Source organism: Pseudonocardia sp. ICBG162 (assembly GCF_020496225.1).
Lineage (GTDB): Bacteria > Actinomycetota > Actinomycetes > Mycobacteriales > Pseudonocardiaceae > Pseudonocardia > Pseudonocardia alni.
In genome coordinates, this window is the sequence record NZ_JAHLJD010000028.1 from 1 (window position 1) to 16,012 (window position 16,012).

The following is a 16,012-nucleotide window of genomic DNA, read 5'->3' on the forward strand; positions in this document are numbered from 1 at the left end:
CGGGGGTCGGCGGGGTGGTGAGTGGGATTCCTTGGAGGTCGGTGAACTGGCTGAGCAGCTCGTTGGTGCTGCGCGGCTCGACCCGCCGTGTACGGCGGCCGCCGTCGAAGGGGTTGAACAGTCGGCTCATGAGTCGAAGGCCCTCTTCTCCCGGGGCAGCCCGATCCCGACCGGCAGGGCGGCGGCGACGAATGCCGAGTCCTGGGCGAGTTCGAGGCGCAGCAGGTGGAACCGCCCGGAGGCGTCGTTCTCCAGGCGTGCGGCGTGGTCCTCGACGTTCCAGTCCGCTGGGACGGTGATGGCCGAGGCGACGGTGAACCGCACGACGGCGTGGCCGGCGGCGACGGCGGCTTCCTGGTCGCGGGCTCCGCGCTGGCGCCGCGAGTCGATTGCGGTGGTGTTGAACCCGCGCTGGGCCTTGGCGTCGACGAGCACGTTGTTGCGGAACCGATCCGACTTGACCACCCGGGCGCCGGCGGCGGCGGAGAGGATCTCGTAGTGGATCTGCAGGGTGCGCCGCTCCCCAGCGGTCCGCACTGCCAGCAGCGGGCCCAGAGAGCCGAAGATCGTCCCGGACTCGGGTGGCTGCACGGCGTAGGCGACCGAGGAGTAGCCGTCGTGGTGATACGCCCTGGCCGCGGGGGTGGGGGCGAGGGCGGGTCCGGCCTGGGAGATCGGGAGTCCGGCGGTGCCGTCGGGGTCCGGGCTGGTCAGGTGCCGGAACGACAGCCCCGCTGCAGCGGCGGGGTTGAACCCGGTCTTGATCGCCTCGGCGACCCCGGTGGAGGACAGCCAGGTCACCGACTGCACCCCCAGCCCGCGCAGCCCGTCGGCGACGCCCTCCAGGAGCCGGTACAGCGCATAGGCCCGGCCGGCGATCCCGCCGCCGGCGGCCTTGGCCGGGCGGCGCAGCGCCTCCTCGGTGCCGGAGACGGTCACGAACAGCTCGGTGCGCACGGAGACCGACGCGACGTCGCGGTCGATCTCCGCGGTCACCTGCCGGGCGAGGGCGGGGGCGTCGGAGCGTTGGTGGCGGTCGCGCCACACGGCGTACTCGGTGCCGTCATCAGGCACGGTGCGTACGAGCAGGGAGACGCGGTCGACGACCTCGCGGTGACCGAGGCCGACCAGCATCGATCCGAGGCGGGCGGCGAGACGTTCGCAGTCGTCGTCGGACAGCATCCCGACCCCGGAGTGGGTGAGTTTGGCGGTGGCGCCCCAGCGTCCTTCGGTGGTGTCGTGGATCAGGCAGATCCGCGAGCCGTGGAACTCTGGGCCGTCGGGGAATTCCAGGCGGGCCAGCACCCCGGGCAGGTCGGGCTCGGTGCGGTCACCGGCGAGGCCGGCGGCGGCGCGGGACTGCCAGGGTGACCAGCGCATGAGGACTCCTGTCTGGAACATGATCAGGTCGGCCAGCCAGCGGAACGCGGGGCGGCCGTGGATCGGGATGAGGATCAGCACGGCGACGATCGCGGCGAACACCGCCCAGGACAGCGCGGCCGACCACTGGTTGCGTGACATCGCGATCAGCGCGGGAGCACAGACCCCGATCAGAAGGAACGCCTGGACCGGGGTCATCCCGGCGATCCAGCCGATGCCTTCCTTGTGGTTGAGGCCGCGGTAGACGCGCGGGCTGCGGGGTTCGGTGGTGGCGCTCATCGACTTCCCCTGCTGGCCGTGGCCGTACCCGGCCTCACCAGGGGCGCGCCGGCGGCGAGGCCGGAGGTAGTCGTAGTCGTCAGTGCACCGACGACGGTAGGGGCACCGACGACGGTAGAAACATCGGCGATGATGGGGTTGTTCATCGATGGTCCTCGGGCTCGGAGCGGTGGGCAGCAGCCGGCCTGTTCGGTGTGGTGGTGGGCCCGTCCGTGCCGGTGTTCGTGCCGGTGTTCGTGCTGGTGTCCACCGGGAGGGCCTCAGGAGTGCGCGGCGCCGGACCCGGCTGCGTCGGTGGGCCGGTGTCCGGGCCAGGGGCGGGGTGGCCGGTGTCAGGGGGCTGCGCAGCGACCGGACCAGGACCGGGACCGGGACCGGGGTCGGGTCCCGGTCCGGGGGTGGGGTCGAGGGGGCCGTTGTCCGGGCCGCCGTTGTCCGGGCCGTCGCCGGGGTGGGGGTCATCAGGTGGGGTGCCGGACCAGCCCGAGGTCGCGGTCGTCCCTGCATGGGCGCCGCGCGTGGCCGCGCCGACGTCTGCACCGCCCCCGCCGGCGGGTGCGGCGCCGGGGTGCCCGACACCGGTCTGGGCCATCTGCGCCGACCCGTAGCCCCCGGCGGCACCCGCGGCGGCTTTGGTGGCCATATAGCCGCCGACGACCGCCGCGGCCGCAACTCCACCGGCCGCGCCCAGCCCGGCCGCCGCGCCACCCGCGGCCGAACCACCGCCCGCAGCTCCGGCACCGCCGGCGCGTCCGGCGGCCGCGGTGGACCCACCGGTGGGGGAGGCGGCAGTGGAGCCGCCCAGCTCGCCACCGCCCCCGGCCGACGGCCCGCCCCCACCACCGCCGCTGCCCGAGCGCGCCATGCGGGCGACGTTGATCGACTCACTGGTGCCCCCATCGGCGCCCGGCGCCGACGAGCCCCGGGAATCCCCGCCGCCTGCCCGTAGCGCCATTCCCGCGCCGGTGCCGGGGTCGACGAAGGCGAGGAGCCGGTAGAGCACCATCGGGCAGAACAGTGACACCAGCAGCACCGCGGTCCCGGCCAGCAGCCCGGCGACCCCGGTCGCCCTGCTCATGACCGAGACCCCGATGAGCAGGACCAGCGCGAGGGCGGGTTTCATCAGGATCGCGGCGAGTAGCCAGCGCACCCCGCGCCAGAACGAGGGCGCGGTGGAGTCGGTGACCAGCATCGCGGCCAAGAGCGGGATCGTGGCGACCAGGACGAGGATCGCGGCCTGGCGGAAGATCATCTGTAGAGCGAAGCCGATCCCGGCCGGGATGACCCCGAACAACGCGGCCAGCCCGAGGATCATCGAGCGGACGTTGTCTTCTGTGTTGGCGAGGTCGGGGTTGTCCCCGACCCGGGCGGCGACGGTGTCGTGGGCCAGTACCGCACCGAACGTCGGGTCACCGCCGAGCTGGGACAGGAAGAACGTGGCCATCCCGTCCGCGGCGCCCAGCAGAACCGCGACCATGCCGGAGGTCAGCGCGATCGCCATCCCGAACTGCAGCGGGCCGGTGAACGCCCGGAACATGCCGCGCCCGCCGCGTAGCGCGACCGAGATCAGCTGGTAGAAGAACAGGCCCAGCGCGATCAGGGTGGCCAGCGCGACCAGCGACGACCACAACGACAGACTCTGCTCACCGGCCGCCGCGGCGGCATCCGCAGCACCGGCGCCAGCACCGGTGGCAGCGCCGGGGGCGTCTCCAGCGGTGGCGGGGTTGGGTGGGGTCGGGCGTTGCCCGGCCTGGCCGGTGATGGTGCTGGGGTCGACCCAGGACACCTGGTCGGCGAGTTCGAACCCGGCGCGTAGGACCCACACCCCGGCGTCCCACACCTTCTGCATGGCGGCGTCGAATCCGGACTGAACGATCGAGCCCAGGAACCCTGAGCCGGAGTCGCCTTTCCCGGACGACCCACCGCCGGGGGAGGGTTCGGGCAGCGGGGGTGGCACCGGGGTGGGATACCGGATGAGCAGTATGGAGGTCATCGCTATGGAAGTCATCGCTGGATGTCCCGCCAGCCTGCGGCGATGGCCTCGTCGCTTCCGGGCCAGGCGCTTGGTGCGGTGGCCGCGGTCGGACCCGAGGCGATCTTCCACTGGTCGTTGACGCGTCGCATCGGTAGGCAGTCGCCCCAGCCGAAGGAGACGACCCGGCCGTTGTTGTCGGCGACGAACTCACCCAGGGCACAGGCCACGACATAGGTGCCGTCGGCGGTGCTGCCCTTGACCATCGCACTGGTCGGGGTCCACGACATCCGCAGCCCGCTCGACGACGGCCCGGTGGGTCGCAGATGCGCACCGCGACGGAGGTCGGCGAGGTCGTTGCTGGTCGTGGTCCGGCTCGCAGGCTGAGCGCCGGGTTCGGCGACGGAGTTGTACGTCTGGGCCCAGACCTGCGGGTCCCCACCGGACAACCCGACCCTCATCAACTCCACCAGCTGCGCGACCGCACCCTCAGCGGTGTCGGGGAACCCGGTCGGAACCAGGGTCGCGACGAACTGCTGCGGTGCGGGGAGCACGATCGGTGGTCCCGCGGTGCGGGTGGACAACGCGTGGGGCTGGATCGCAGCCAGGGGGATCTGCAGCATGGGGCGGGCGGCGAGTTCGGCCTCGGCCGCAGGTCCGGAGGCGCTGTCGCCGGTCCCGATCGGCGCGGGCTGCGGCGGCGCCCCTGCGGCGGAGCCCGCGGGGTTGTCGAACATGCTGGTCAGCGACACGATCAGCGCGACGACGAGCACGAACACGAGCACGGCGGCCGAGCCCAGGATGAGTAGCGCGCGCCGTCTCCCGCCTGCCGAGCGTGGGTGTCGCGGTCGGCCCGGGCGCAGGTCGATACGCGACCCGTGGGGGTCGGGGTTGTGGGGATCCAGCAGGCGGGCCATCAGTTGGCTCCGGCGGCGAACTGGGTGACCAGGGTGTAGCCGAGGCCGAACAGGACGGCGAGGGCGAGGCTGGACACGATCATGCGGGCGCCGGTGCGTCCGGAGCCGTGGTGGTCCCACATCCGTCCGGCGGTGGAGGCGACGATCCCGCCGAAGAACAGGCCGAGGATGCAGATCCCGGCGATCCAGATGACGTAGCCGACGACGTCCTGGATGGCTTGGGCGCCGGGTGGGACCTTCGGGCCGGGGTTGGGGATGTCCTGCGCCGGCAGTGCATCCGACAGCAGTCCCGAGGAGTGGATCTGGGTCAGCGACTCGCTGATCACGTGGATGGCAGACATGGCGTGGACTCCGCAGGAGGTGGGATGGGCGGTGTGGCGTGGGGCGAACGTCGTGGGCTGGTGTCGGGGTGGGACCGCCGGACTCAGCAGGGTCAGACAGGGGGCGGGCCGGTCAGCGGCGTCTCGGGGAGGGGATGAGTCGCCAGGAGGCGAGGAGCGGGCGTAGCGCGTCGACGGCGCGAGTGGGGCTGGGTTCGTCGGTGACCCCGCCGACCTCCCACGTGGGGACGTGTGGGACGAACAGGGCTTCGTCGAGCAGCGTGGCGATCCGGGGTCCGGCGGCGCCGGTGACCCCGGGTGGCCATTTGCGGGTGCCGTTGACGATGAGTTGGTAGATCGGGGTGGCCAGCCCGCGCCGGATCCACGGGTCGAGGCGGGCCAGGAGCTGTTCGGCCTGGCGCAGCGAGGGCCGGGTGGCGCGTACGACCAGGATCGGGCGCTGGGTGGGTAGTCCGCGGCGTAGCCAGCCCCCGGCGCCGTAGAGGGGGGTGGCGGCGGCGCGCCAGCCGCCGTGGCCGAGGTCGACGACGGTGGCGTGCAGGGGGTCGGGTGCGGGGTCGGGGAGCCAGTCCGGGGGTGGGGGCACCATCCCGGGTGTGATCGTCGGCAGGGCGGTTTCGAGGCGGGCGAGCAGGGCGTCGTCGCGCCAGCTGTAGCGGACGGTGAGGTGCTGGTTGACCTGCCGGGTCCAGGGTCCGGTGGTGGCCGCGGCGGTGGTGAGCCCGGAGCGGGCGGGGTCGTCGGCGTCGATGAGCAGCGCGCAGCGCTGGTCCTGCTGCAGCGCGTCGACGATCGCGGCGGCGACACAGGACGCTCCGGCTCCGGCGGAGCCGGCGAGGACCGGGATCAGCGGGCCGAATGCGGCCCAGGACACCGGCCGGGACTGCGGGAACACTGTGCGGGTGCGGGTCTGGGCGGTGTCGGTGGCGGCGCCGAGGTCGGCGGCGACGTCGATCGGGTCGGGGCGGTAGTCCTCGTCCGCTGTGGCGCCGGCGGCGGCTGCGGCCGCGGAGGCGGCGTTGACCAGGTCCTCGTTGTCGACGATCTCCAGCCCTCCGGGTGCGCGCGAGCGCGCCGCCGAACCGAGGATCTGGTTGAGCTCATACGGGCTACGTGGCTGCGTGGGGGTGGTCCAGTGATGGCGCGGGTCGGCCGCGTTCCTGGGTGAGGTCATCGAGTGCCTCCTCGAGGTGCGGTCTGAGCGACGACGGGATCGGGCGTGGACGGACTCGGCCTGCTCGTGGGCTGCTTGGGTCCGAGCGCGGCAGAGTCGGCGGCCTCGTACACGGTTCGGGCGGTGTCGTCGAAGCGCGGGGAGACGAGGGTGGTGTCGTCGCCGCCGGAGACGACGCCGATGACCTGGCCGCGGCCCGCGGCGGCGTCGGGGCCGGCAAGCCAGGGCCCGCCGGAGGCGCCCTCGGTCATGTCGCAGCTCAGGGCCAGGACCTGTCCGGACGGGCGGTCGGGCCGGTCGAAGGGTTGCACGGTCGCCTGGCCGTCGCAGCCGCGCAGCGACTGGCCGTCGTAGATGCCGGTCGCGGGGTAGCCGAGCGCGGCGACCGGCAGTCGCGTGTCGGGGTGGGTGTCAGGGGTGGTGAAGCGGATGCCTTGGGCGCCGAGGACCTGTTCGGGCGCGACGCCGTCGCGGGGGAGCAGGGTCACGAACGCGTAGTCGGTGGGGGCGGCAACATCTTCGATGGGGGAGTTGGCCTCCTGCCAGGCCGGGGGGACATACGCGGTGTCGACCGCCCACCGGCCCAGGGGCTCCTCGCCGGCGGCGTAGCCGGGGATGAACAACGCGCCGTCGACTCGCCAGGCCCCGTCGAGCCACACGCAGTGCGCCGCGGTGGCCAGCACCCTGCGTGAGTGCGAGGCGACCACGGTGGCCGAGCACTGGTGGCGGCCGCCGTCGACGACCAGCACCCCGACCGAGGTCGCCGCCAGGCCGCCCACGACAGGTCCGGCCTGGCCCTGCACCGGCCCGGGCGCAGCAAACCCGGCACGCTCGGTGGGGGTGGTGGGGGTCCTCGGGTCGGCCGGCATTCCCCACGAAGCGGCCGACCCGAGTCCCACCATCCGATCGCCCTGCGGAGCGTCGGAGGTCCACAGCGCCACCACGGCAGCTGTGACGATCAGCGTAGCGGCTACCGCAACGACCACCCAGGTGGCGAGCACTGCGGTAGCGAGCGCTCCGGGGGTGGTCGCTGCGGTGGTGGTCGCTGCGGTGGTCGGCGTTGTGCGCGGCGTGCTGGTGGTCATCGTTCAGGACAGCCCGAGTCGCCGGGAACACGCGGGCCAGGCCTTCCAGCCCTGCTCGGCCTGGACCTTCTCCGCGACGGCGATCTGCTGTTCGCGGCTGGCCTCGTGCGCCGATCCGGTGCCGCCGTAGGCGTTCCATGTGGCCGGGCTGAACTGCAGGCCGCCCTCGTAGCCGTTGCCGGTGTTGGTCTCCCAGTTCCCGCCGGACTCGCACCGGGCGAGCCGATCCCACATGGCCGCACGCGCACCGTCACTCGCGGCGTCGCCCTGGGTGGCTGCTTCCTGGGCCTTTTCCGGGTCGCGCGGCGCCTCCCCTCCCGTGGAGCTGGCAGAGCCGGTCTGGCCCTGCCCACCCGAGGGGACACCGCCCGCAGTGCCATCACCGTCACCGGACGGTGTCGTGTCGTCCTGTCTCTGGCCGCCCTGCGGCTGACCAACACCGGTGCCGGTGCCGGTGTTTCCGGTGGCGGTGTTGTTGCTGCCGGTGGCGCCGGGACGCTGGATGGTCTCGCCGGCCTGGGGCTGCTGCGCCGCGCCCGAGGACTCCTGCGCCCCGCCGGAGCCGGTCCCGGTGCCGCCGTCAGTGCCGCTGTCGGTGCTGTCCCCTCCGCTGCTGGAGGGCTGCTGCTGCGCGCTACCCGAGCTGTCCTGCCCCGCGCCCGTTTCATCGGGCTGGGCGGGCCCGCTGTCGGGGCTGGAGCTGTCCGGGCTGGAGCTGGTCGAGCTGGAGCTGGCGGTCCCGTTCTGCGAGCCGATCCCTGCGGCGTCGAGCTTGTCGGCCAGCTGCTCGGCCAGCGGGTCGGCATCAGCTGCCTGGTGGACCTGCTCGGCCAGCTTCTGCGCGCCCGCCTCCCAGGCATCGCCAGCACTGCCGGCGCTTGCGGTGTCTGCGGACTCGGTCGAGGGTTCCTGCGTCGATCCCGATCCGGTCCCGCTACCCACAGAGCCGTCCGACGAGCCCGAGCCGGTGGACGAGCTGGAGGAGTCAGAGCTGCTGGACGAGTCGCTGTTGGACGAGTCGCTGCCGGACGAGCCGCTGCTGGTGGTCTCCGACGACGTCGGAGACGTCGAGTCCGACTCCGACGAGTCCGGTCCAGACGAGCCGGATGAGTCGGGGGAGCCCCCGCCCGGGTGGGTGAGGTCGCCCAGCTGGTCGAGCTTGTCCAGGTCCGCGGGGTCTGCGCCGAGCTTCTCGAGCTTGTCGCGGTCGAGCGCACCCAGGATCGAGGTCCGCAGATCGTCCGCGCCGGCGTCGGGACTGGCGCCCAGGGCCTGCATCAGCTCCCCGACCAACCCGATCGCGATGCGGGCCTTCTCCAGATCCTCAGCGGATTCGCCGCTGCCGCTGCTGTTGCTCGACGTCGAGCTGTTCGAGCTACCCGAGTCCGAGTCGATTCCGGAGGTGCTGTCGGGGGAGTCCGTGTTCGGTTCGGTCGAGGTCTCGGAGGTGCTGCTGGTCGGGACGCCGCTGTCGTCGGAGTCGCCGGCCGGGGGCTCCTGCGAGCTGGTGGAGCTGCTGGTGTCGGGCTGGGCCGCGGCGTCGGCAGCGGCGTCGGCGTCGGCGTCGGGTGTGTTGCTGGGTTCGGGGGTCGGTGTCGGTTCGGCGGGGGACGACGTCGGTGCTGCAGGTGCTGCAGGTGTCGTCCGGGGCGCTGGTGCTGCGGGTGCGGCTGTGGTGGCCCCGGTCGGTGCGATACAGGTCTCGGGCAGCGCTGGTTCGGCTTGGCGGCGCGGGTTCGGCGCTGCCGGGCCTGCGCTGCTGTTCGTCGAGTTGTCTGCGGCGGGCTTGGGCGCGGTGACCGTGTTGAGCGCGTCCTCAGCGCCACTGATGGCGTTGACGGCTCCGTCGGCGGCCCCGCCGAGACTCTGGTCGAGCTCACCGACCGGTCCGGGCTGTGGGGGCTGGGGCTCGGTGGGGAGCAGGTCGGCCGGGGTCGGGCCGAGTCCGGCCTTGGCCAGGCGGGCGGCGACCCGCGCGATCTGCGGATCGGTGGTCGCGTCGCCCAAGTTGTTGAGTTGGTCGGAGACGTCGACGGCCTTCTGCCGCCAGCCCGGGGGTTGGGTCGCGGGGGTGAACCCGAGTCCGGCGATCTCACCGGCGAGGTCGTGAGCGCGGGTGTCGTCGCTGAGGGTGAGGTCGGCGAGCAGCGCGCGGGTCTGGGTGCGGGTCTCACGTGCAGTGGCGAGGGCCCGGGCGGCTTTGCCCTGGTTGCAGCTCAGCGCGGTCAGGCCGAGGTCGGCCGGGAGCGGGCTCAGGGAGAACGCGGTCCCTCCGATCAGGGCGCCGGCGGTCAGCATTGCGACCGCGGTGCGGCGCGTGGCCGGTCCGTGGGACGAGGTGGGGACGTGGGCGGCCCAGGAGGGGCGGGGCTTGTGGCGTCGGGGCATGTCGGAGGTCCTCTGTCGGGTGATCCGGGGGCGGGCTCACATCCAGGTCAGGGCAGGCTGGGTGCGGATAGGTCAGTACCGGCTCACCTGCTCGCCGTTCGCCCGAGCAGTGCGGTGTCCGCGGTCAGGACCGGCCCCCACACGTCCGCGGCGTGGTCCTGGGTGTGGGCCTCGTTCCACTGCAGCCCGTCTCGGCTGATGTGGACGACATTCCCGGCACCACCGGCACCACCGGCACCACCGGCACCACCGGCACCACCGGCACCACCGGCACCACCGGCACCACCGGTGCTGTCGGTGCTGTCGGTGCTGTTGTGGGTGGTGAGGTCGGTGTGGGTGTCGCCCAGGACGCAACGCAGGATGAGTGGTGTGTCGCCGACGGTGACGTTCAGGGTGTGGGTGGCGGGGCACTGGGTTCCGTTGTCGTCCCATGTGCCGTCGCGGCCGCGGATCACTGCGGCCTCGAACCAGAAGGCCTGGCAGTCGGGGCAGAACAACACGGCCTGGTCGGCCAGTCGCATGTGGGTGGCGGTGTGTGTGCACAGCGGGCACCGGTAGGTCCCAGCGGCGGGATCCCAGACCAGCGGCGGCGGACACGGCCGATCCACCCGACCGGTGTGGGCGGTGGGGTTCATGCGACGTCTCCCGACGGCGCCGGTGCCGTCCTCGACCCGACACCGGTCCCGCTCCCGCTCCCGCTCCCGGTGTCGGTGTCGGTCGCGGTCTTGGTGGTGGATCGCGCGGCGGCGTGGGTCTGGGCCGCGTCGCGAGCGGCCTGGGCGGCGTGCTCGGCGCGGGCGGCGCGGCGTGCTCGTCGTGCGCGGCGGGCGAAGAAACCGTTGTCTGTGAGGTGCTGGATCAGATCAGTCGTCGTCCCACCACCACCGCTATCGGTGTGGTCGTCGGGGTGGTCGAGGACGTGGACGATGTCGGAGTCGGTGGCGTCGGGGGGCCAGGCACGGCTCATGGGCGAGCTCTCTCAATCAGGGGCTGTGTCGGGGGGTTGTGTCAGGGGCGGGGGAGCCGGGTGCGGAAGGTGTCGACATCGACGAGGTGCTGGGTGATGTGGCCGCGGGCGATCACGACGCCGTTGTGGTGGTTGCGGGCGGTGACGGCGAACTCGAACCGCGTCCCACCCCCACGCCGGCCCCCACTCCGGCCCCGGTCACGGTGATCGGTGCCGGTGTGGGTTGCGGTGGTGCAGCGGGCGGCGGCGATCAGCCGGTCTCCGGGGTGGGCGGGGGCGCGGTGGGTGATGTCGATCGCGGTGCCGACCAGGGTCTGTCCTGGTTGGAGGTGGTGTCGGCGTAGGTAGGTCATGCAGGGCGCTTCCAGGAGCCCGACGAGGTATCCGGTGGCGAACACCGGCTCGCCCAGAGCGAAGGCTTCGAGGTCGGGGTGCAGGTCGGGGACCAGTTGGTTCGGAGGGACGGTGTAGTCGAGGTACTCCACGTGCCCCACCGCTTGGCGCACGTCGGCTGCCCGGTCGGCGGTGGCGGGGCGCTGGTGTCCCAGGGTCGTGGCCATCACCGACCACCCCCAGAACCGCTGTCACGCGATCCGTCGGAACTGTCGTCGCGCGAGGTGTCACCGTTCGAGTCCGGAACCGAGTCCGCCCCGGTGGAGCCGCCGAGGGAGACGTCGGCGCCGGCGTCGACGCCGTCCTGCCCGGCCGAGACGTCGACCCCGACCGAGGCGTCGCCGCCGGTGAGCTCGTACTGGCGGACCCAGTCGACGTGCATCGCCGCGCCGCCTGAGGCGTCGCCGCCGAAGTAGTCGAGCTGGATGGTCAGGTGCATCGGCCCGGGCGGGTTGTGGGACTTGTCGTCGTCGGTGAACCACGGCTTGCCGTCGACGAGGTAGGTGATCTTGTCGGGGGTCCACTCGACGGCGAAGGCGTGCCACTCGGTGGCGTCGATCTCGACCGAGCCCTGGGTCTGGGAGTTGTCCGAGCCGTAGTGCAGGAAGCCCTCGACCTTCTGCCGGGTCCCGTCGGAGATCTCCATGAAGTCGACCTCGCCGCCCTCGGGCCAGTTCTCCGCGGTCGGCCAGAGCAGGAACAGGGTGTGCAGCGACCCGGCCCCGGGCGGGGACTGGGCACAGCCCTCCCAGCGCCCGTACTGCTGGCTGTGTGGCGACCAGGCCATTCCGCCGGCGTCGCCGTTCTCCGAGCCGGTGATGGTGAGCTGCCCGTCGGCGACGCTGATTGCGTCCGGGGTCCGGCGGCCGTTGCCGCCGTGGCCGGGCCCGTCGTAGGCGTTCCAGTCCCCGGAGATCGAGGTGCCCTCGAACTCATCAGCCACCTTCGGCTCGCCCCAGCCGAGCGTGTCCGCGGCGGTGGTCGTGCACTTGCTGGCAGCTCCGCCGCCGGAGCCCGTCCCGCCGGAGCTGTTCCCCGGGTCGGCGCCGGTGCCTCCGGTGCCGTTGCCGCTGGAGTCGTTGCTGCCCGAGCCGTTGCCTGTGCTCGGGGCCGTGCCGGTGTCGCTGGAGTCGTTGCCGGACCCACCCGACCCGCCGGAGCCGGACCCGCTGGAGTTGCCGGTGCCGGGCTCGTAGCACTGGGCTGGGATGAAGCCGGGCTTGTTCGCGCCGACGTCGAGCAGGGCCCGGCGCAGCTTCTCCGCCCGCGCGGAGGTGTCGCCGGTGAGCTCGGCGAGCACGTGCACCGCGGTGATCCGCCACCCGCACTCGACCCCGCCCTCGGGGGCGGCGGCCGGGACGAGCCCGGACGCGGTCAGGGTGGTGGTGAGCGCCAGCGCGGCGCCCACGACCAGCTGGGGACTGATCACCGGGGACCGCCGGGGTCGCTTGGCGGGGTGCGGAACCCGTGGCTGGCCAGCCCGTGGGTGCGGCGGCCCTGGAAGCCCTCGGCGACGGTTGCGGCGAGCTCGAGCGCGGCGTCGCGCGCGGCGGGGGTGAGGGCGTCGAAGTCGATGATCCCGCCGGCCTGTAGGTGCGGGTCCGGGGGAAGGACGATCACCGCGCGGCAGCGTTCGGCGAAGAAGTCGCGGATGACTTGGTCGTCGATGTCGGGGCTGTGGCGGTCGTAGGACAGCACCACCACCGCGTCCTCGGTGAGGTGGCGGTATCCGTTGGCGGCCAGCCAGCGGAACGTGCGCGCCGCGCGGGAGGCGCCGTCGTTGGTGGGGGCGCCGACGATGACCAGGGAGTCGGCGTGGCGCAGGCTGGCCTGCATCGCTGAGTGCATGATCCCGGTGCCCGAGTCAGTGACGATCGCGTTGGCGTATCGGGCCAGGATCTGTAGCACGGTGGTGTAGTCGGTGGCGGAGAAGGTCTCCGACAGTTCTGGTTCCTGTTCAGAGGTGAGGACTTGGAGGCGTGCGGCGAGGTGGGTGTAGCCGGCCAGGTCGGTCGCTGACCGGATGCCGGCCAGTCCGTGGAGGAGATCGCGCACGGTGGTCTTCGCAGCGTGGGTTTCGCCGACGAGGCGGTCGCCGAGGGTGCCGGCGTCGGGGTTGGCGTCCACTGCGATGACGCGGTCGCCGCGGTGTTCGGCCAGGGCGAGGCCGAGGAGCGCGGACACGGTGGTCTTGCCGATACCGCCTTTGATCGAGGCGACCACGACCGAGTGTGGGCCGGGCAGCGGGGTGCGGATCTTCTGCAGCTGATCACGCAGCCGGGCCTCAGCCTCGGACAGGCCGGGATTCCACCGGCCGCCGGTCAGCTGGTAGGCGAGGTGACGCCATCCCTGCTTCGGGCGGGAACGACGCTCACGGACCGCTCCCGGCAGCACCCCGGTCTCCTCATCCCACGCCGGGCGGAACGCCTGCGCTTTCGCCGAGGCAACCGGCCCCTGTTGAAAGGGGGCGGCCGCGGACGGTGCCGACGGGGGAGGAGTCGACGGCCGGGCCTGTTCGGTGGAGGCCGCGGGCGCAATCGGCGGGGTACCGGGGAAGTCCTCCGGGGCGGCTGCAGGTCGAGACAGCGGGGCGGCGGGTGCGGTTGCACGCGTGGCCGGTGGTTGGGCAGCAGGGACCTGGGCTCCGTCGTTCCCGGTGGCCGGAGCGGCCCACGCGGCGCCTGCGTCCAGCCAGGACGGTGCGGAGGGGGTGTTGTTGGTGCCGTTGGAGGAGGACATCAGCAGCTACCTCTTGGTGGGGGTCAGGAGGAATCGGTGGGGCGCAGGTGCGGGTCGACGACCAGATGGCCGTCGTCGTGGCGGGTGATCGGGACCGTCATCCGGACCCAGTTCGCCTCGACCGCCACCCACGCCGGGTCCGCCTCGGGCGGGGCGCATGACGGGCCGAGCAGCCCGGACAGCTCCACTTCGGCGGCCCCGGCGTGGCGCGGGGTCTCGGGGGGCGGGCAGGCGCGCGCGTAGGTGGTGACACGGACGATCACCTCGACGAACACCACCGTGTCGCTCGGCCGGTAGATCCGGCCCGGCAGTGGTGAGTCGGCGCGCTGCCTGCCCGCACCCGACCACCCCCAGGTGCAGGCCTGGGGGACAGCGAGCAGAGGCCTCAGTACCTCTGCCCGGCGGGTGGGGGTGTCCTCATCGAAGGACTGGAAGTCGGTGGCGAACCGACCGGCGAAGCTCGCCGCCTCCAGGTCCGAGATGGGCTCCAGCGATCGTACGGAGCGTGAGAAGGACTCCCGGCCGGCCGAGTAGCGGGTGACGTCTCGCCCGGTATGCAGGCCGCGACCGTTGTGGGCCGACTGGGGCAGGTCCATGAGGGAAAGCGACGATGCTGGCCGCCCCTGCGGCTCCCCGGCCACCAGGGATGGCTCGCCGCCCGGCCGCTCTTCATCCTGCTTGAGAGCAGACGTCGAGGTGGGCTCGCCTGGATCCGTGACGAGTTTCTGTGGCTCCTGCTCGTTCCCCTCCGTCCCGGGAACCTCTGGAACCACGGGGGATCGCGGCTGACCCGCTGGTGGTGCTGCCCGGTGAGGGCGGATGCGGGGCGCGGCTTCCGAACGGGCAGGAGACCACCGCGGTTCAGGGGCAGCGACTTTCGGGGTGGCGCGCTCCGGAACGGGGGTGGACGCTCCGTCAGATCCCCGCCCTGGCGCGACCCTCCACATTGATCCGTCGGCGAGCGGCACGGGACGCGAGCGGCGCGGCATCAGAACCGCCCCAGGTGAGACGACATCAGCGACGGCACGGGGTGCACATCCATCGTCTCCTCCAATAGATGCTGCATGAACTTCATTCACAAAAAATAGAAACTGGGCTGTTGGCTCATTTGCCTCCTGGGCTTCAGGAGGCCGTGGGATCTACGTCTCGGTCGATGGTCGTCGACCTTGCGCGAGTTGCTGGTGCTGCCGTGGGCGGTCGCGAGGCCGGATGTCTTGGCCCCTGTCGTCGCCCGGGGCGATCGTGAGCGCGCCGGGGTGGGCACGAGGAGGGAGGGGGCATAGTCAGTCGCCCTGGACTGCGTTGAACTGTTGCTGGGCTTCCAAGGCCAGATCGATGGACAAGGCCGATCGCAGGGCCGCGGCGGCAGAGGGAAGCCAGTGTCCGGTCCCGTCAGCCGCCCCAGGCGCAGCGTCGCTTCCGCTTCCGGTGGCCGCTCGAATGGCGGCCAGCGCGCTGATGGCTGCCGCCGACAGGGCAGAGAGGTCACGTTCCAGGCGCGCGGTTAGCGCTGCCGGTGAGGCCTCCACCAGGAACTCGAGTTCGCTGCGGGTGTCCTGCCACTCCCCGTGATGCCGCGCTTGTTCCCGTACAAGAAGCAGGTCCATCGTCAGCTTGCGTTGCTCCCTGCGGTCAGCAGCGCTGGGGTGAGATACTTGGCCCTTGACGGTGCCAGGAGTACCGACATTCGAAGGCCGATCGCTGTGCGGCGGAAGCCCGGAGCGGCGGCGTCCGCCGCGTGGACCACTGTCTGCGAACGACAAAAGATGCTCGGCGTGGAAACTTATCTCGTCCTGGCGACGCATCACATCTCCCAGGGCTCGCCGATCGACCACCGGAATCTCTGCCTCACACATGTGCAGCGGTCCGGAGGGGGCAACCGAAGAAGGTTCCCGCTCCACTGCGGTCATTTGGCGTTCACCCTCCGCGCATCCCAGCTGATGGCGCCCCTCACATCTGTCAGCCCCCGTCGAGTCTGGTTCTGACGGACCCGCTGCGGAGGTGAACCGACGAGAAAGGAGGACGCACCCGCAAACGCGGGGCGCACCTGCACTTGCATTTGTGTCGTCACTCCGGACTCTTCCGCTCGTAGTTTTGGCAGGAACGTATGAAAGCCCGATCGACAGATTTGGTGCAACGAGTAATGAAAGGGGTACCCAGCATGGGGGTACCCCTACCATGGGTAGCTGTCACGTTACGTATCTGCTCGACTATGGCGCCCCTTATCGCGGCCTGCAATCGGCTCATCTCTGCAGGTAAGAGGTATCGCGAGCATTGCCTTGGCGTGCGATCGAGCTGGGAATCGCGAGAAGCGGCGTGGCCGTGACGGCTACGTTCAGTAGTACTTGAACGTCAAGCCATCTGATACAGTGTGGTG

At 71.9% G+C, this 16,012-nt stretch carries 14 protein-coding genes; all 14 read right to left on the reverse strand.

Going from position 1 to position 16,012, the window contains the following annotated elements; all coding sequences use genetic code 11:
• Positions 1-126: 126 nt before the first annotated feature.
• The 14 genes from KPL60_RS24715 to KPL60_RS24780 all read right to left on the reverse strand — a co-directional run bounded on the left by KPL60_RS24715 (position 127) and on the right by KPL60_RS24780 (position 15,545).
• Complete coding sequence (locus KPL60_RS24715) at positions 127-1,659, reverse strand: SCO6880 family protein (RefSeq protein ID WP_226367365.1); 1,533 nt, start codon at positions 1,657-1,659, stop codon at positions 127-129.
• A gap of 142 nt (positions 1,660-1,801) precedes the next feature.
• Positions 1,802-3,652 (reverse strand): type IV secretion system protein, encoded by a 1,851-nt coding sequence (locus KPL60_RS24720; protein ID WP_226367366.1) that lies wholly within the window; start codon positions 3,650-3,652, stop codon positions 1,802-1,804.
• 11 nt (positions 3,653-3,663) lie between these two features.
• The gene (locus KPL60_RS24725; RefSeq protein ID WP_226367299.1) at positions 3,664-4,416 is read right to left on the reverse strand and encodes a hypothetical protein; all 753 of its coding nucleotides are present in this window, start codon (positions 4,414-4,416) and stop codon (positions 3,664-3,666) included.
• Positions 4,417-4,547: 131 nt separating this feature from the next.
• Positions 4,548-4,889 (reverse strand): hypothetical protein, encoded by a 342-nt coding sequence (locus tag KPL60_RS24730; protein WP_226367300.1) that lies wholly within the window; start codon positions 4,887-4,889, stop codon positions 4,548-4,550.
• 112 nt (positions 4,890-5,001) lie between these two features.
• Positions 5,002-6,063 carry a hypothetical protein gene (locus KPL60_RS24735; protein WP_226367301.1) on the reverse strand — a complete coding sequence of 354 codons (1,062 nt, stop codon included), beginning with the start codon at positions 6,061-6,063 and terminating at the stop codon, positions 5,002-5,004.
• Positions 6,060-6,842, reverse strand: a complete 783-nt coding sequence (locus tag KPL60_RS24740) for a serine protease (protein ID WP_226367302.1) — start codon at positions 6,840-6,842, stop codon at positions 6,060-6,062. Before KPL60_RS24740 ends, KPL60_RS24735 begins: the two co-directional genes overlap by 4 nt.
• Before the next feature lie 309 nt (positions 6,843-7,151).
• Complete coding sequence (locus tag KPL60_RS34335; protein ID WP_305080721.1) at positions 7,152-9,536, reverse strand: transglycosylase family protein; 2,385 nt, start codon at positions 9,534-9,536, stop codon at positions 7,152-7,154.
• A gap of 83 nt (positions 9,537-9,619) precedes the next feature.
• Positions 9,620-10,057 carry a hypothetical protein gene (locus KPL60_RS24750; protein WP_226367303.1) on the reverse strand — a complete coding sequence of 146 codons (438 nt, stop codon included), beginning with the start codon at positions 10,055-10,057 and terminating at the stop codon, positions 9,620-9,622.
• Positions 10,058-10,167: 110 nt separating this feature from the next.
• The gene (locus tag KPL60_RS24755; RefSeq protein ID WP_226367304.1) at positions 10,168-10,503 is read right to left on the reverse strand and encodes a hypothetical protein; all 336 of its coding nucleotides are present in this window, start codon (positions 10,501-10,503) and stop codon (positions 10,168-10,170) included.
• Positions 10,504-10,544: 41 nt separating this feature from the next.
• Positions 10,545-11,063, reverse strand: a complete 519-nt coding sequence (locus tag KPL60_RS24760; protein ID WP_226367305.1) for a thioesterase family protein — start codon at positions 11,061-11,063, stop codon at positions 10,545-10,547.
• Entirely contained in the window at positions 11,063-12,325 is a 1,263-nt protein-coding gene (locus KPL60_RS24765) for a family 16 glycosylhydrolase (protein ID WP_226367306.1), read from the reverse strand. The genes KPL60_RS24760 and KPL60_RS24765 overlap by 1 nt, the downstream gene beginning before the upstream one ends.
• Positions 12,322-13,290 carry a MinD/ParA family protein gene (locus KPL60_RS24770; RefSeq protein ID WP_226367307.1) on the reverse strand — a complete coding sequence of 323 codons (969 nt, stop codon included), beginning with the start codon at positions 13,288-13,290 and terminating at the stop codon, positions 12,322-12,324. The genes KPL60_RS24765 and KPL60_RS24770 overlap by 4 nt, the downstream gene beginning before the upstream one ends.
• 368 nt (positions 13,291-13,658) lie before the next feature.
• Positions 13,659-14,231, reverse strand: a complete 573-nt coding sequence (locus tag KPL60_RS24775) for a hypothetical protein (RefSeq protein WP_226367308.1) — start codon at positions 14,229-14,231, stop codon at positions 13,659-13,661.
• 687 nt (positions 14,232-14,918) lie between these two features.
• Positions 14,919-15,545 (reverse strand): hypothetical protein, encoded by a 627-nt coding sequence (locus KPL60_RS24780; RefSeq protein WP_226367309.1) that lies wholly within the window; start codon positions 15,543-15,545, stop codon positions 14,919-14,921.
• Between the last annotated feature and the right edge of the window lie 467 nt (positions 15,546-16,012).

Excerpts from the sequence above, each read along its gene's own strand:
- KPL60_RS24780 (WP_226367309.1), bottom strand. The coding sequence starts at position 15,545 with ATGACCGCAGTGGAGCGGGAACCTTCTTCGGTTGCCCCCTCCGGACCG.
- KPL60_RS24735 (WP_226367301.1), bottom strand. The coding sequence starts at position 6,063 with ATGACCTCACCCAGGAACGCGGCCGACCCGCGCCATCACTGGACCACC.
- KPL60_RS24760 (WP_226367305.1), bottom strand. The coding sequence starts at position 11,063 with ATGGCCACGACCCTGGGACACCAGCGCCCCGCCACCGCCGACCGGGCA.
- KPL60_RS24720 (WP_226367366.1), bottom strand. The coding sequence starts at position 3,652 with ATGACCTCCATACTGCTCATCCGGTATCCCACCCCGGTGCCACCCCCG.
- KPL60_RS24775 (WP_226367308.1), bottom strand. The coding sequence starts at position 14,231 with ATGGACCTGCCCCAGTCGGCCCACAACGGTCGCGGCCTGCATACCGGG.
- KPL60_RS24730 (WP_226367300.1), bottom strand. The coding sequence starts at position 4,889 with ATGTCTGCCATCCACGTGATCAGCGAGTCGCTGACCCAGATCCACTCC.
- KPL60_RS34335 (WP_305080721.1), bottom strand. The coding sequence starts at position 9,536 with ATGCCCCGACGCCACAAGCCCCGCCCCTCCTGGGCCGCCCACGTCCCC.
- KPL60_RS24750 (WP_226367303.1), bottom strand. The coding sequence starts at position 10,057 with ATGCGACTGGCCGACCAGGCCGTGTTGTTCTGCCCCGACTGCCAGGCC.
- KPL60_RS24715 (WP_226367365.1), bottom strand. The coding sequence starts at position 1,659 with ATGAGCGCCACCACCGAACCCCGCAGCCCGCGCGTCTACCGCGGCCTC.
- KPL60_RS24755 (WP_226367304.1), bottom strand. The coding sequence starts at position 10,503 with ATGAGCCGTGCCTGGCCCCCCGACGCCACCGACTCCGACATCGTCCAC.